Annotated in this window: 11 protein-coding genes; 7 read left to right on the top strand and 4 right to left on the bottom strand. The window is 53.2% G+C overall.

What is annotated here, in order from left to right; genetic code table 11:
- Positions 1-39 precede the first annotated feature (39 nt).
- From J4772_RS27655 to J4772_RS27630, 6 genes are all read left to right on the top strand, one after another.
- Positions 40-2394, top strand: a complete 2355-nt coding sequence (locus tag J4772_RS27655; RefSeq protein WP_209072324.1) for a PepSY domain-containing protein — start codon at positions 40-42, stop codon at positions 2392-2394.
- A 119-nt stretch (positions 2395-2513) separates the two neighbouring features.
- On the top strand, positions 2514-3485 hold the full coding sequence (locus J4772_RS27650; RefSeq protein WP_209072323.1) for an MBL fold metallo-hydrolase: 972 nt from the start codon (positions 2514-2516) through the stop codon (positions 3483-3485).
- On the top strand, positions 3482-5113 hold the full coding sequence (locus J4772_RS27645; protein ID WP_209072322.1) for an ABC-F family ATP-binding cassette domain-containing protein: 1632 nt from the start codon (positions 3482-3484) through the stop codon (positions 5111-5113). Before J4772_RS27650 ends, J4772_RS27645 begins: the two co-directional genes overlap by 4 nt.
- 195 nt (positions 5114-5308) lie before the next feature.
- Complete coding sequence (locus J4772_RS27640; protein ID WP_209072321.1) at positions 5309-6184, top strand: cation diffusion facilitator family transporter; 876 nt, start codon at positions 5309-5311, stop codon at positions 6182-6184.
- Between the two features lie 353 nt (positions 6185-6537).
- Positions 6538-7539, top strand: coding sequence for a C40 family peptidase (locus J4772_RS27635; RefSeq protein ID WP_247740868.1), 1002 nt, complete (start codon positions 6538-6540; stop codon positions 7537-7539).
- A gap of 248 nt (positions 7540-7787) precedes the next feature.
- Positions 7788-8456 (top strand): hypothetical protein, encoded by a 669-nt coding sequence (locus J4772_RS27630; protein ID WP_209072320.1) that lies wholly within the window; start codon positions 7788-7790, stop codon positions 8454-8456.
- Positions 8457-8562: 106 nt separating this feature from the next.
- Here J4772_RS27630 and J4772_RS27625 read toward each other — a convergent pair whose 3' ends face one another.
- The 4 genes from J4772_RS27625 to J4772_RS27610 form a co-directional block, all read right to left on the bottom strand.
- Entirely contained in the window at positions 8563-9888 is a 1326-nt protein-coding gene (locus J4772_RS27625; protein ID WP_209072319.1) for a TAXI family TRAP transporter solute-binding subunit, read from the bottom strand.
- A 30-nt stretch (positions 9889-9918) separates the two neighbouring features.
- The gene (locus J4772_RS27620; protein ID WP_209072318.1) at positions 9919-10746 is read right to left on the bottom strand and encodes a phosphate ABC transporter substrate-binding protein; all 828 of its coding nucleotides are present in this window, start codon (positions 10744-10746) and stop codon (positions 9919-9921) included.
- 36 nt (positions 10747-10782) lie between these two features.
- Positions 10783-11595 carry a PstS family phosphate ABC transporter substrate-binding protein gene (locus J4772_RS27615; RefSeq protein WP_209072317.1) on the bottom strand — a complete coding sequence of 271 codons (813 nt, stop codon included), beginning with the start codon at positions 11593-11595 and terminating at the stop codon, positions 10783-10785.
- 228 nt (positions 11596-11823) lie between these two features.
- A complete protein-coding gene (locus J4772_RS27610; protein WP_116060038.1) occupies positions 11824-12939 on the bottom strand; it encodes an MGDG synthase family glycosyltransferase in 1116 nt (371 codons plus the stop codon).
- A gap of 280 nt (positions 12940-13219) precedes the next feature.
- Here J4772_RS27610 and J4772_RS27605 point away from each other — a divergent pair, with 280 nt between their 5' ends.
- Positions 13220-15514 carry an Ig-like domain-containing protein gene (locus J4772_RS27605; RefSeq protein WP_209072316.1) on the top strand — a complete coding sequence of 765 codons (2295 nt, stop codon included), beginning with the start codon at positions 13220-13222 and terminating at the stop codon, positions 15512-15514.
- Positions 15515-15563: the final 49 nt, after the last annotated feature.

Below are 15563 nucleotides of genomic sequence, written 5' to 3'. Positions count from 1 at the left end.
TTATTTTCCATCATGTTCCATTCTAAAAGGAGAGATCGTATGACGCCCGTATCCAAAGTTCGCGGAGCTGTTCGTTTGTTCGCGATTGCGTTCATTGCTTCGACCTTGCTGCTGTCCCGGCCGGAAACCGGACTAGGGGCTCCCGAGCCTGAATTCGAACATACAGCGGGAATAGATTATATGGTGGGAATCGATTATGATAATCCCCCCGATCCCGCATCTGTTCGCATTTCTAAAGAGGCCGCTATTCGATTGTCCCAGGAAATACTGCCCGCCGTCGGAAAGAAGAATCCCGACGATATTGGATTGGTCAATGCCCGGCTAGAGGACTATGGTCAGAAGCTTCCGGTCTGGAGAGCCGCGTGGGACTTTATGGATAAGGGGACGATTGCGGGGGTAACGCTTGATGCGATGACAGGCGATCTGATCGCTTATACATCCCATTTTATAGGCAATCCGTTGAATGAGCCGAACTCCGCGCTTCCTGCCGGTATCTCGAGAGACCGGGCCAAGAAGCAGGCCGAAGCTTTCATTCGCAAAGCCGTTCCGTCCATTAAGGGGTTTACTTTGCAAGAGAAGCCTTTTTCTCATACGGATGATGCTGTATTTCCCTTGTTCGGCCCGGCGCGTTACTCTTTTTATTTCGGGCTTAAGATTAACGGGTACAAGGTAGTAGGCTCTTCGCTCACGGTCGTTATGGATGCGGCCGGCAACGTTAAAGCTTTTCAATTTGCGGGAAATCCGGGACAGCCGGTCTCCGGCGCCGCATCGCTGACTGCCGCTGAGGCCAAGCGCGTTTGGGCGAACGGTTTTAAAATGAAGCCGCTCTACCGCGATTTGAATGAATCGTATGGTTCGAAAGTCCGTTGGGGTCTCACTTATGAAATGGATCGGACGTTCTGGGGCATGGACGCCGTCGAGGGGACGCCTGATTGGATAAGCGGAGGACGATATTCTCATCTATTTGAAACGGAGGTTGAGAGCGTCGAACCGTCGTCTTCCGTATTCACTCCGCATAAAGTTAATCAAGATGAAGCGATCCAAACGGCAGCGACGTTCGCAAATTTTCCCGCTGGCGTGGAATGGACGTCCGAGCACGACAATTATGACGAAAAAGGCGAGCGGACGATCTGGGATCTAAAAGGAATCGATCCTGACGATCGGGAGGGCGGCTTTTATACGCTTACGGTTGATGCCCAAACCGGGCAGGTGCTCGGATACGCCGATTACCGGAGCTTCGAACGGTTGGAAGAGGAGCAGCGTCAGACGCAGTTACCGACGATTAAAGTCGCGGAAGCCCGAAGCGCGGCCGAGAAGTGGCTGGCGGAGCATATTCCCGATTTTGCTGTAAGGTACAAGTCGGTTGCTCCGTCCGTGGTTCACAAAGGGAACCTCTCTGAGTTGGAGCTGCTGTACCGGATGTTCCAGGACGGCATTCCGGTTGCCGATCAGGCGATCGGGCTTACGCTGGACGGCAAAGGCAAGATGAAGAGATTAAGCTTGCCTTCTACCCCCCCATCTATCGAGATGTTAAAGGCGCTAAAACCAACCATTGACGAGCGCCAGGCGAAAAAGCTGATCGTGCAGCACACAAAGCTGATTGCTTTCTACCTGCCTAATCAAGGTTATCCGTTTACGACGCGTGAGGTTGCGGTCGGAGAGAAGCGGCTCGATCTGATGTTTTTGCAGGTTCCGGCGAATGCCGAGGAGGGCTATGCGCCGGATTCGGTGGATGCCGTTGCAGGCCAGGTCATGACCGCAATGGAGGATCAATGGACGGCAGGAGGACCGCTTCCCGCCGACGTCCAAGCTCATCCGTCGAAGGTCGCCCTGCAGACGCTGTTCGATCACGGCGCGCTGAGCGCGGACGCCAAAGGCGACTTGAAACCCAACGCCGAAATCTCCCGGGGAGAGTTTATTCGGATAGTTCACCGAAGCATTGTCTTAAATGGCTATCCGTATTTGGGCGGAAAAAGCAGATTATTTTCCGACGTAAGCATGGGGCATCCGTATTATGACGACATCGGATATTTCGTAGATCGGAAATGGTTGACCTCAGATACAAAGACTGCGCTAAAAACCGAATCTCTCCTCACGCGCGAACAGATGGCCGTATGGTTGACGAAGATTACAGGCTACGAGAAAATGTCGCGCACGCTCAAAGACGACCCGGCGGTAAAGGGATTGCGAGACGCGGGAAAAATAAAAGACAAAGGAGCGGCGGCGATCGTGCTGAAGTTCAAACTGATGAAGCCCGTGAACGGCTCCTTTAATCCTGGCGGCCGAGTAACGAAAGCTCAGGCTGCGGAAGCGCTGCTTCGGCTGGCAGAAATGCAGTCGCAGCTAGACAGGCCCCTATGGACATGGGGCTACGGCTCTGATGCAAGTTACTAATCCCCCGCCTACGCCATCCGGATAAAGCAGGAGATTTCCGAAATCATTTTTGCCGCGGCCTTGGTACAATTCGGAGTTTCCTGCTATAGTATACATGAGCACATCATCGGAGGGATTTCATGCTTAGAAGACGCTTCGGCAATTTGGACTCCGTCGGTGCGGGCAAAGCATCGCTGGCTCAATTCGACCGTTGGCGTGAGAACCGGATTCGCAAGCTGCGCGACAAGCGGGGCTACGAGAATTGCGTACCCGGCGTACAGCCGGATCTGAGGTTTCTACAGCATAATCGAAACGAGCCGTCCGTAACCTGGATCGGCCACTCGACTTTCCTTATTCAGATGGCGGGACTGAACATCGTCACCGATCCCGTATGGGCGCGCAGAATGGCATTTCAGAAAAGACTGGCTCCGCCCGGAGTCGAATTATCGGACATGCCGTCCGTGGACGTTGTGCTGATCTCTCATGCCCATTACGATCACCTTCACGTTTCCTCGCTCAGAAGACTGAGAGGGCCGAAAAAAATGATCGTGCCCGCCGGCCTGCGCAGGAAGCTTCTGTTGAAAGGATTTTTGCAGGCCCAGGAGCTGCACTGGTGGGAGGATACGGCTTTTCACGGAGTGAAATTCACGTTCGTTCCCGCCCAGCATTGGACCCGCCGCAATCCGTGGGATATGAACACGTCTCACTGGGGCGGGTGGGTAATCGAGATCGATCGCGGACCGACGATTTACTTCGCCGGGGACAGCGGATACTTCCGCGGTTTCACCGAGATTGGCCGCAGGTTCGATATCGACGTGGCCCTGCTTCCGATCGGGGCGTACGACCCCGAATGGTTCATGTCCTCGCAGCACGTGAGCCCGGAAGAAGCGCTGCAGGCCTTTATCGATTTGAAGGCCAAATACTTCGTACCGATGCATTACGGATCGTTTAAGCTGTCGGACGATACGCCCGAGGACGCCTTGCAAAGGCTGGAGACGGGTAGATCCGAGCTGGGCATTCCGAAGGAAAAGCTGCTCCTGCTGCATCACGGCGAGACGCTGCGTTTTACAAGTGTAAATTCAGATCAAGTAAAGGATGGATCAGACTCATGATTACCGTATCCGGCGTTAGCCTTCGTTTTGGCAAGCGCCCCCTGTTTGAAGATGTCAACATCAAGTTTACGCCCGGCAACTGCTACGGGTTGATCGGAGCGAACGGAGCGGGCAAATCGACGTTCCTGAAAATTCTGGCCGGCGAAGTAGAGTCTTCGTCCGGCGAGGTTCACATCACCCCGGGCGAGCGCATGGCGGTGCTGAAGCAAAACCATTTCGAATACGACGAATTCAACGTGCTCGAGACGGTCATCATGGGCCATGAGCGCCTGTACAAGATCATGAAAGAGAAAGACGCCATCTATATGAAGGAAGATTTCTCGGACGAGGACGGTATGCGCGCAGGCGAGCTTGAGGCTGAGTTCGCGGAGATGAACGGCTGGGAAGCGGAGAGCGAAGCGGCCGGCATGCTGAACGGCCTCGGTATCACGACCGAACTGCACGACAAGAAGATGGGAGAGCTGAGCGGCAACGAGAAGGTGCGCGTCTTGCTTGCGCAGGCGTTGTTCGGAAGTCCGAACATTCTGCTGCTTGACGAACCTACCAACCACTTGGACCTGGAATCGATCAACTGGCTGGAAGAGTTCCTGTCGCGATACGAAGGTACCGTTATCGTCGTATCTCACGACCGTCACTTCTTGAACCAAGTATGTACGCATATCGCCGATATCGACTTCGGCAAAATCCAGATGTACGTCGGCAACTACGACTTCTGGTACGAATCCAGCCAATTGGCGTTGAGACTCGTTCGCGACCAGAACAAGAAGAAGGAAGACAAAATCAAGGAGCTGCAGGAGTTTATTCAGCGCTTCTCGGCGAACAAGTCCAAGGCGAAGCAGGCGACGAGCCGCCGCAAGCTGCTTGATAAAATCTCGCTAGACGATATTCGTCCGTCCAACCGCAAATATCCGTTCATTAACTTCAAGCCGGAGCGCGAGGTCGGCAAGCAGGTCGTGACGGTGGAAAACGTGACCGCGTCTCTCGACGGCGAGAAGGTGCTGAACAATCTCAACCTGGTCGTCAACAAAGGCGACAAAATCGCGCTGGTCGGCCCGTACGGCCACGCCAAAACGCTGCTGTTCCAAATTCTCGTCGGCGAGAAGGAGCCGGAAGAAGGTACGGTGACTTGGGGCGTAACGGCTACGAAGGCTTATTTCCCGAAAGAGAACTCCGACTATTTTGACGGGGTGGACATGAATCTCGTCGATTGGCTGCGTCAGTACACGAAGGACCCGGACGAATCGTTCATCCGCGGCTTCCTCGGCCGGATGCTGTTCTCGGGGGACGAAGCGCTGAAGAAGGCTTCGGTTCTGTCCGGAGGAGAAAAGGTGCGCTGCATGCTGTCCCGTATGATGCTGACGAACGGCAACGTGCTGCTGCTCGACGAACCGACAAACCACTTGGATCTCGAATCGATTACGGCGCTCAACAACGGGCTGATCGACTTCGACGGACCGATCATTTTCACCTCTCATGACCATCAGTTCATGCAGACGATCGCCAACCGGATTATCGAGATTACGCCTAACGGGATCATCGATCGGTTGATGACGTTCGACGAGTACTTGGAGCATCCGGAAGTACAGGAGCTGCGCGCCAAGCTGATTCCGGAAGAAGACAGAAAATAATTCGCAGACGCTTGCCGGGCAACCGGCAGGCGTTTTTCGAATAATCGGCTAGGCGAGGACCGAATCCGTTTCGATTATCGACATCAACTCCCGAAGCGGACCCGCACTCCATGCGTCTGGCGTTTCAATGCCGAAAATAAAGGCAACACTAGGGCGATGAACGCCCAGCGGAGCAAGGGGATCGGAGGGATCGGGATGGACGTGTACGGGGATATCCGCAAAGGGGAAAAGGGAGCTTGGGTCAGCATAGCGGCCTATCTCGTGCTCTCGTCTTTGAAGCTGGCGGCGGGATGGCTGTTTCATTCCGAAGCGCTAACCGCCGACGGTTTCAACAATGTCACCGATATCGTCGCTTCGGTCGCGGTGCTGATCGGACTGCGCATTTCCAGAAGACCTCCGGACGCCAACCATCCTTACGGTCATTTGAGGGCGGAGACGATCGCAGCCTTGATCGCTTCGTTCATTATGGCGACGGTTGGATTACAGGTCGGGCAGGCGGCGATTATTAACCTGTGGCGGGGCCAATTCGAAGCGCCGGATTTGAACGCCGGGTGGATCGCTTTGGCCGCAGCGGCCGCAATGCTGGCGGTGTACGGGTACAATGTCCGTCTGGCCCGGCGCATCCGCAGCCAGGCATTGATGGCGGCCGCCAAGGATAATCGCTCCGACGCCTTCGTCAGCATCGGCGCGGCTGTCGGCATTTTCGGCGCGGCGCTCGGAGTCGTCTGGCTGGATGCCGTTGCCGCGATTGGCGTAGCGATGCTGATCGTGAAAACCGCTTGGGAAATTTTCTGGTCGGCAACGCACGATTTAACCGACGGCTTCGACGTCAACCAGCTCAGGACGCTTCGCGGAGTCGTGGAGAGAACAGAGGGAGTGCGCGGCATTAAGGACATTCGCGCCCGCATTCACGGCAGCACCGTTCTCGTCGACGTCATCGTAACGGTCGACCCGACGTTGTCGGTCGTCGACGGCCATCGGATCAGCGATACGGTGGAGCAGCGGCTGAGGCGCAAGAACGGCGTCGTGAATGTGCACGTACATATCGAACCGTACGGGAATGCGGAATGAGTTGGAATGGCGAGATCCGGGACGATTTCCTGAATGTTCCTGGGACTATAGAATGAGGGCGTGGGTTTTTATTCCTCCTAAAGATGCGTATTTGTTAAGAAAGCCGCATTGTGACGGCTTTTTTTGTCGTGCCTGATCTAAAAAATTGGTAAGTTCGGGAAAATGGAACGGTCATAGCCCATGCCGCAAGCGATGATGCGTCCCTCAGTCCCATGCGTCGCTGAATCGGTTTGCCCATACTCTGTCCCGGTTGTTGGGCGTATAGGCCGATGGAAGGCATTGGACATCTCTCTATAATGAAGCAAGTAAGGGCTTAACCGCCCTTGACGCCGAATTTAGAGGAGGACTGCAAGTTGAGGTTTAGACGAACAATGATGAGTCTCTTGGCGGCGATGACAGTATGGGGGGCCTATCCGCATTCCGAGGCGGGCGCGGCAGCGGCGGTAACGACGGGAACGATTCAGTACGGGGTAAACTTCCGAACGTCTCCGGGCGCTTCGTCGTCGATCATTCGCATGATCGGCAAGGGCGAGGAAGTGGTCGTGCTCGGTCGACATAACAGCGCGTGGTTTAAGGTTCAAGACGTATTCGGCTCGGTCGGCTACATCTCTTCGGACAGCAAGTATTTGCAGATCAATCAACCCGTGCAGGGCCCTTCCGGAGGAAGCGAAGCGGTTGCAGGCTCGAACGCCAGCATCGCAGTGAGCGTCTCCTTCCGTACGGGTCCTTCGACCGATGCTGCTCGAATCCGCTATTTGTCCAAGGGCGAGCAAGTGACGGTGACGGGAAAACATAATGCTTACTGGTATGCGGTAACGGATTCAAAGGGACAAGCCGGTTATGTAAGCACGGATGCCAAATACATACAAGTGACGGGACAGATCGGGCAGCCGGAACAGCCGGGGAAGCCTGGGACCGGTTCGATCGAATCCGTCATCGCCGCCGGGATGAAGTACTTAGGTACGCCGTACGAGTATGGCTCCAGCCGGGACGACACGAGAACGTTCGACTGTTCGGACCTTCTTCGCCAGATGTTCAAGGACGCTCTCGGCATCACTCTGCCGGCGGATTCTCGCGGACAAGGAGACTATGTGCGGGACAAGAGTTCGGTAACGACGGATTGGCGCCAGCTTAAGCGCGGAGATCTGATGTTCTTCACGGATTACAAAGGGACAAGCGCGTCTCTCTATACAGGGAAGAAGCCGTTTTCGAGTAAAATCAGCCATGCGGCGATCTATCTAGGAGACGGCAAAGTGCTGCATACGTATTCGAAGGAGTCCGGCGGCGTTCGCACGGACAGCATCGCCGGGAAGCATTGGGAGTATCGCTTTCTGTATGGGGGCAGCGCGCTGTAAGTCGCACGAATATCAGATAGGCTTTAATCCGTAAAAGGGAAGGCATTGTCGGCGTTGGATAGCTGACGAAGCCTTCCTTTTCTCTATGTTCAGGCGCTTGTTTAGGCTGTGCAAATGGAATAAAACCCAAATTAATTCAATTTGTCATATGACAAATTTAGTGACAACAGTCACTACTTACGGAGGGAGCAATCCTCTATAATTTCAGACGAACGGCCTATCAACTAAAGAAACAGGGGGAAAAAAGTATGAAGAAAGCTTCCATTTTAATCCTGACAGTCGCTTTGCTGTTAGCAGGATGTTCCGGCAACAAAGAGGAAAAGAACGCGGCAAGCCCAAGCGCCGCAACTAGCAGCGCGTCAGCAAGCCCGAGCGCACAACCAAGTCCAAGCCCAAGCGCGGAGGCAAGTTCTAGCGCGGAAGCAAGCAGCGCTCCCAGCGCCGGCGAAGTGAGCATCGTTTTCCCGGCTTCCTTGAACGAATCCGGGGACGTAGAAGGCATGACCGCGGAAGTAAAAGAAGCTGGCGCTACCAACATTACTGAGAATGGCGATGGCAGCGTAACGGCAACGATTTCCCAAGAAAATTTGGATAAACTGCTGCAAAAGTATCATGCGGAATTGTCGGCGGTCATCGAAGGCGCACAATCCGGCGACGGCTCGTCTTCGATCAAAAATCTGGAATATGACGAAGCCACATTCAATGAATACAACATCACGGTTGACAGGGCCGCCTACGAGTCCGAGGACAGCGCGGATGGATTGGTGATCTTCGGATTAGCCATGCAAAGCATGATGTACCAGGTCTATTCGGGAGTACCGGAAGCGGATATGAAAATCACGTTTAATCTGATTGACGAGAGCACCGGAGAAGTGTTCGAGACTTCGGTTCTGCCTGAAGCAGCACCTGTGCAATAATAGCTGATCTTGCCAACCTGATCGATGCAAGCATCGGAAAAGTGTTCGATACTTAGGCCCGCGCTTCCTGACGGAAGACGCGGGCCTTTCTCAACGTGAGCGGAGTTTACTTCAGGTCGGGTCGCGTACGCTCCATTAGAATCATTACGTAATTTCGCGTATCCGCCACACAGGATAGGAAGGTATCCATTAGTGCAGGGTCCTTGAGCGTAATCCGATTATTCTTTCCGAGCACTTCACTTTTAAGCGTTGTCAACTTGAAGGCTAATTGCGACAAATCGGTTAGATTCAAGCTGCCTGTTTGCTCCATTTCCCCGATTTCCTTTTCAATAGCAGAAACCCTGGCGATATATCCCTGTACTTCGAGATCATCCAGCTTGGAGCCCTTTAGCCATCGGAGTGCGAAAATGAGAAATGAACCGACGGTGACGAGCAAGCCTAATCCATTCGCCAACAAATCCACCATATCCTTCGACAAGAAAGATTCGTTGCGTTTCAGAAAAGCGATGGTCCCTTTGGAGATCGGATAGGTTGCCGCCGTTGTAATGTTTTTTTCCTCCACCTTCTGATTAATGCGATTGATGACTGTAGGGCTGTACATGACTTCCAGCAGCTTGGAGACGGCTTGCGGGTCCGCTTGCGAGTGGGCGACGATCTGAAGATTTACGCCTACCGCATCGATATCCTTGGCAGGCACCGGCGGGATCGTATTATAGGTATAAGCCAAAATTTTGGCGCCATCGCCTACCCACCCATACCGTAGGGCAAGAGATGGGGGGAACGGCAGCTCAAGTACTTTGTAGTCCCTTTCCTTAACGAAATAATCGGCGACAAAGGAGGGGGAATAAGAAATGTTGACGATAGCGTCAGGCAGCTTGTCGTCTTTCAGCTTCACTAGCTGCTCAAAGCTGTAGTTGGTCTCGATGTAGTCGACTCCGTCAGTCAGATTGGAGAAATCCAGAATCTGCATCGCCGTGAGCCGGGTACCGTCGGACTTCGAACCGGTATTAATCAATTTCCCTTTCAAATCCTTGACTTCCTCAATGTCGGGCTTAACGAGAAAATGAACCACCTCCGCGGGGAGCGTGGCCACATGCTCTACGTTCGGCATTTTATCCTCCAACCCGCTCTGCACAAGCGCAACGTCGATCAGGCCTTTGCTGACTTCCTTAACGGCTTCGACGGACCCATCCGTAGGCTCAATAATCAAATTGATGTCTTTGGCCGATGCTTCTTCTTTAAGAACCTTGGCAATTAAGTGCCGATTGCCCAGAATGTCTCCGCCCGTAATTTTCAAAGTATACTGCTTGGGAATGAGTCCGTATACAAAATAACCGATAAGCGCCAGCACGGCGACGGCAAGAATAATCATAACGCTTCTTCGCAACCAAACCATCGGTTGCCCCTGATTGGTGATGATCTCGGATTCCATGCTTCAACCTCATTATCTGTCGATTTATTTTTAATGGAGAGGCTTTGCCCCTTCTCGTTCCAGCAACGCTTGTCCTTCCTTGCTCAGAAAGTAGTCCACGAATTTCCGGGTCAATGCCGAGGGTTCCGCTTTCACGACAAAATAGATGGAGCGCGCAAGCGGATACCGCCCGGAATAGATCGTCCGGCGTTCCGCCTCTACGCCGTTGATTTTCAGCGTTTTTACTTGCTTGTCCACATCTCTTGTCGCGACGAAACCGATCGCTTGCTTGTCGACCGCCACAGCAGCAATCACTTCCTTGCCCGAGTTCTTCGTCACGGCGCCGGAGACGATATCCTCCCCATCCATGGCCAAGTCGACTAATCCCCCATAGACGTCCGAAGCGATGTCTCTAGAGATCAAGGTGATGGGCAAGTCGCTGCCTCCGAGCTCTTTCCAGTTATTAGCGGCCCCTGTGAAAATACTCTTCAACTGGCTGGTCGTCAGATCGTTGACCGGGTTGGACGGATGGACAACGATATGGAGCGCATCCTTGGCGATCAAGTAGCTTTTCGTTTCCTTGTCGTCTTCGTTCTCATTCAGATCGCGAGAGGTGATCGCAAGGTCGATCGCTCCGTTGCGAAGCGCGAGGATGCTGGGCGTAGCGTCCCCGGGTTGGATCATAATCATTGTATTCTTATGCTGCTCTGTGAAGATTTCCTCGAACTTATTGGAGTAGTACGAGAATTGTTTGGTCCCGGCGATCAATAAACTATTATCCTCTTTCTTGGACTGCAGCATTCCGCACCCTACCGCGAACAGAGAAACACTTGCGAGCAAGGCTGCAAGCAAAGCTTGTCTTCCTCTAATTCTTGCCATGTGATCCAATCATCCTTTGTGCCTAGTAGTTTTCCTCTATTTTTGATGAACTTGCTCCTGAACGAACTTAATGAAGTTTTTAACCTCTCCGGAGGAGTTTTCTAGACTGTAGAGGGTCAGGGAGCGTTTGATTTGAAAATCGGCGTTTCGGATCGTCTCCACGTTGGCCTCGACCCCGTCGACGACCACCTTTTTCAAATTTGCATGGCCTTCAATGTTTGTGAAGCCGGAATAGGCGATCGTCGCTTCATTCGTTTCCGCCGATTTGATCGTGCTCGCCGTATCCAGGAAAGCGGCCTCTGGAGTAACCATTGCCGTTCCTTCCAGCACAACGCGGCTCCATGTCTCGTAAGCGCCTGTGTTGCCAAGCTGCGAGACGACTAGAATGGGCAGATCCTTTCCCCCGACCTCGCTCCAATTTTTGATTTCCCCAACATAGATTTGTTTAAGCTGTTTGAGCGTCAGTCCTGCAACGGGATTGTTCGGATGAACGATGGGGACGACGGCATCATTCTGGATCACGTCTCCAACGACTTTAACCCCATTCTTTTCCATCATTTTGTGATGAACCTCATCGGGCACGGAAGACGAGCCGCCTATATCGGAGGTACCTTCAATAATGGATTTTACGCTGCGGAATGACCCGCTCTGCGATCCGGTCACGGAGATGACGATCTCGGGGTGCTTCTCCATATAGAGCTCTGCGGACGTCCTGAGAATACTCAGCATCGAAGATGCTGCTCGGACTTGAATATATTGCTTGACTTCCGTACTCTCCGAATTTACCGCAACAGGCAGCATTCCAGCCAATAAAACGAACAACGCAGCAACTCGCAAAACCTTCATCATCGACAACCTCGCCTTATTTTTTTCAAACGCAATCACAGGGTTCGATAGTTAAAGTACTATAAGACGATGGCTGTTAAATAGTGAGCGGTGTCATCACTTTTGTCATATGACAAATTGGATTATTTTCCCTATAATTTAAAAGAACAAACCGCCTTCGAACGAATGGAAGAAAAGTCATCCATTTCGCCTGAAGACGGTTTATTTTTAGGGTTTCCTTCGCCGAGGTCGTCACTCCATCAAAGCGAGGACGGCCTCCGAGCATTTGGCGGGGTTGTATTCGGCATTGCGTAGAGCCAGCAGAGTGTCGCGATGCTGGTCCGCCGCGTACGGCTCCTGAATGAGACGGAACCACCGTTCGATCGTATCGTTGTTCGTCATCAGCTCGCCGAAGCCGTGGGTGACGAAATATTCGGCGTTCTCCTCCTCCTGTCCGGGGATCGGCTCGTAGAACAGCATCGGAATGCCCTTCGCCATTCCCTCGGTGCAGGTCATGCCGCCCGGCTTGGTCACGAGCAGGTCGGAGATGTCCATCAGCTTGCTGACCTCTTTCGTAAAGCCGAGCACATGTACGTTCGGATGCTGGAACCTGGAATCGGAGAGCAGCTTCTCGCGGGACTTCTCGTTGTTGCCCATGCACAGAATGAGCTGTATCCGGTCGGCATAGGTCGTCATATATTCCACAAGCTCTTCTCCGTACAACAGCCCCCAGCCGCCGCCCATGACCAGCACGGTAGGCATGTCCCGTAGATGGAACTGCGACAAAATCTCGGCTCTGTCATGCGGATGCCAGAAATTCGGATGGACGGGAATGCCCGTTACCTCGATCGACTTGGCCGGAATGCCGCGGGCGAGTAGCTTGTCCCGAACGGCGAGCGTGCTGACCAAATACGTGTTAACCTCGGGGTTCGTCCATGTCGCGTGGGCGTCGTAGTCCGTAATCAGCGTATACAAAGGAACATCCAGCCCCAGCCTTTTTAGCCGACTGACTACAGCATTGGGGATCGGATGAGTGCAGACGATCGAATCCGGCTTAAGCTGCCGAACGACGTCCGATACTTGGTTGTAGAAAATACGGTGCAGCGCGAATTGCGTGACCCGGTTCAACGATTTATGATAGCCGCTTCGGTACATTTTCCCGACGAGCTTGGGCTGTTTGCTTACGGTTTTGCGGTAGGCGGACAGGATGAGCGGACCAATGACGGGATTGAGAAAGGTGCCAAGCTCGATAACCCTGGTCTGGATCTTGGGCGAGAGCTGGCGCAGCCCCATGGCCAGCGCGTACGCGGCTTGCGTATGTCCGGTACCGAAACCTTCGGAAAGCAGCAGAACTCTCTTTTTACGCATCAGCTATAATCCTCCACTTTTCCTATTTACCATATTACGCTGAAGCGGGACGAGGAACAAGTGGTACAATACGAAGAAACTTGTCGAATAGAAGGTTAACAACTATAATTTGCTGCTCCGGAAAGTCGTTTTGTAGGTGGAATGGCGTGAATACGACCATTTTTTACGGGAAAAAAGCAGGGAATTTTCGTTTCCATCTTCAGGAACCGGCCTGAAAAGCCGTTAATAAAAAAAGAGTGTTTAAAAAAATGAATGAAGCTTATGGAGGATCCGCTTGCAAATGAAAATGTGGAGAGAATCAGCGAAACAACATCCGTCGCAGACGTCACGTCCTAACGCCATTTATAATCGTATTCTCGCCCTCTTCCTGACCTTGGCGCTTGTCGGGAGCTCCATGGGAGCGGTAGCGTCCGCTGCCGATGAAGTCGTCACCGATGTCTACATTACCGCCTCGACGGGCTCCTCGGACTCTGGAACGATCTATGTCGAAGGAGATCCGATCATTCTGAACGCCTATGCCACGATAGTCGGAAATACGTCCGAGAAGCTGGTTACTGCCGACGCCGCCTGGTCGTCGACATCCACATCGGTTAAGGTCGATAAAGGCGTCGTTACGGCAACAGCCCCGGTCGCATCCGCTACGATCACGGTGAGATACAAAGACAAGACGGATTCGTACCTGGTGAAGGCGGAGTATGTTTACGACGAGTTGAAAATCACACTGGACGGAGCTAACGTCCCTGCTGAGAGGGAAGCCACGCTCGGGGCCGATTTGAGCTTTAAGGTTGAGGGGATCAAAGGTTCTTCCACCGGGATAGACGAAACCGCCAAGGCGGCCTGGTCGAGCTCGAATACTTCGGTTGCCACGGTCGACAAAGGCGTTGTAAAGCTGCTGTCCGAAGGCAAAGCGAAAATTACCGTCAAGTACAAAGGCAAATCGCAGTCTGTCGAGCTGGACGTGAAGTCTCCCTACAAGGAAATTCACGTTAAAAGCTCGGCAGGCGAGACGAGCCCGATCGAGTTGATTCTCGATACGAGAGACAATGTGGAACTGGTTGCGTCGGCCGAGCTGCAATCGGGCACGACGCCCGAATCGATTACGAATGTTGTAGAGTGGACGAGCAGCAACGCTGCCGTCGCTAAAGTCGACGATAAGGGGAAAGTAACCGCAGTCGGCAAAGGGACGGCCGTCATTACGGCCAAGCGTTTTGGTCATTCCGACTCGATTACGATCATCGTCCGCACCGCGTATGAGGCGCTGAAGGTGACTCCGGAAAAAGCGATCTATTTGACGCTGCAGCAGGTTTCCGGAATTGAGCTGACCGCGACTGCGGCGAGCGGAACGGTAGAAGCGGTGAACGTCACGAATCAAGCGGAATGGAAAATTTCCGACGAGGGCCAGGCGGTCGCTGTGATCGATCTAACTAAGGTGAGCGGCCGGGCTTTCGTCGTGCCAAAAGGCGCGGGAACGACACAAATCAGCGTCTCCTACAAAGGATTGACGAAGACCATTTCCGTCAACGTCTCTCCAACGATCGAGTCGATTGACATCTCTAAGGACGCCTTGGACGTGTTCGTAGACGATACGGGCTCGCTCCCGGCGGTAACGGGCACGATGCTGGCCGGCGATACGAAGGACGTGAGCAACTACGTAGAGTGGGTATCCAGCGATACCGAAGGCAAAGTGATCACGATTGAAGACGGCAAGTGGAAAGCGGTTGGCCAGGGTAAGGCCGTACTGACCGCCAAAGTTAACGGCGTCGCGGGCCGGACGTTAGAGAAAACCGTATCTGTGACCGTTCATAACAAAATATTGGCTTTGCTGCCGGATCAGGATACGATCAGCGTCGTCATCGGCAAGGAAGTCGACCTGCCGAAGATCAGTCTGATTTACGAGAACGGCGATGAATTATCGAGCGAAGAAATCGCCGACCAGATCGTCTGGAAATCATCCACGCCGAACCTGCTCGTCAAGAAGGAATCGATGAAAGGCTTGCTCGCCGCCAATGCGACGCTGACCGGGACGTATTTGAACAAAACGGTCAAAATCAAAGTGACAGTTGAAGAAGAATTTACCTCGTTCGAGATTACGCCAAACAAGGTGAGCGTTACGCTGAACAAGTCGAAGTCGATCAAGGTCGTCGGCACGACGAAGAGCGGCAAGAAGGTGACGCTGAGCTCAAGAGTTTCCTGGAGCCCATCGAACAAGGAGCACGTCTCGATCAAAGGCTCGTCGATGAAAGGCTTGACCGAGGGCAGCGGCAAGCTGACCGCTACGGTTCAGGGCAAGACGCTGGAGGTCCCTTACGAGGTGACGGCCAAGCTGACGAAGCTGAGCGCTTCGGATACATCTTTCAAAGCAGCGACTGTAGGCAGCCAACTTAACGTACAGCTTACGGCACTGTATGAGACTGGAAAAACCGAGAACGTAACGTCGAAGGCAACTTGGACGAGCTCCAAAGCTTCCGTAGCGACCGTCTCGGACGGCAAAATCTCGGTCAAGGGCAAAGGCACCGCCTCGATCAAAGGCTCCTTCGGGGGCAAGACAGTATCGATTAAAGTTACAGTGAAATAAACATGAAAAAGGTTGAACGAACTTATTTTCCGGTTCGCTCAACCTTTTT

The sequence above is a fragment of the Cohnella sp. LGH genome (assembly GCF_017671885.1).
In the GTDB taxonomy this organism is placed as follows: domain Bacteria; phylum Bacillota; class Bacilli; order Paenibacillales; family Paenibacillaceae; genus Cohnella; species Cohnella phaseoli.
Note: the sequence above shows the minus strand (reverse complement) of the source record. Positions and strands in the feature narration are given on the sequence as shown.

Coding starts and splice junctions, on each gene's coding strand:
- J4772_RS27655 (WP_209072324.1), top strand. CDS start 40: ATGACGCCCGTATCCAAAGTTCGCGGAGCTGTTCGTTTGTTCGCGATT.
- J4772_RS27650 (WP_209072323.1), top strand. CDS start 2,514: ATGCTTAGAAGACGCTTCGGCAATTTGGACTCCGTCGGTGCGGGCAAA.
- J4772_RS27645 (WP_209072322.1), top strand. CDS start 3,482: ATGATTACCGTATCCGGCGTTAGCCTTCGTTTTGGCAAGCGCCCCCTG.
- J4772_RS27640 (WP_209072321.1), top strand. CDS start 5,309: ATGGACGTGTACGGGGATATCCGCAAAGGGGAAAAGGGAGCTTGGGTC.
- J4772_RS27630 (WP_209072320.1), top strand. CDS start 7,788: ATGAAGAAAGCTTCCATTTTAATCCTGACAGTCGCTTTGCTGTTAGCA.
- J4772_RS27625 (WP_209072319.1), bottom strand. CDS start 9,888: ATGGAATCCGAGATCATCACCAATCAGGGGCAACCGATGGTTTGGTTG.
- J4772_RS27620 (WP_209072318.1), bottom strand. CDS start 10,746: ATGGCAAGAATTAGAGGAAGACAAGCTTTGCTTGCAGCCTTGCTCGCA.
- J4772_RS27615 (WP_209072317.1), bottom strand. CDS start 11,595: ATGATGAAGGTTTTGCGAGTTGCTGCGTTGTTCGTTTTATTGGCTGGA.
- J4772_RS27610 (WP_116060038.1), bottom strand. CDS start 12,939: ATGCGTAAAAAGAGAGTTCTGCTGCTTTCCGAAGGTTTCGGTACCGGA.
- J4772_RS27605 (WP_209072316.1), top strand. CDS start 13,220: ATGAAAATGTGGAGAGAATCAGCGAAACAACATCCGTCGCAGACGTCA.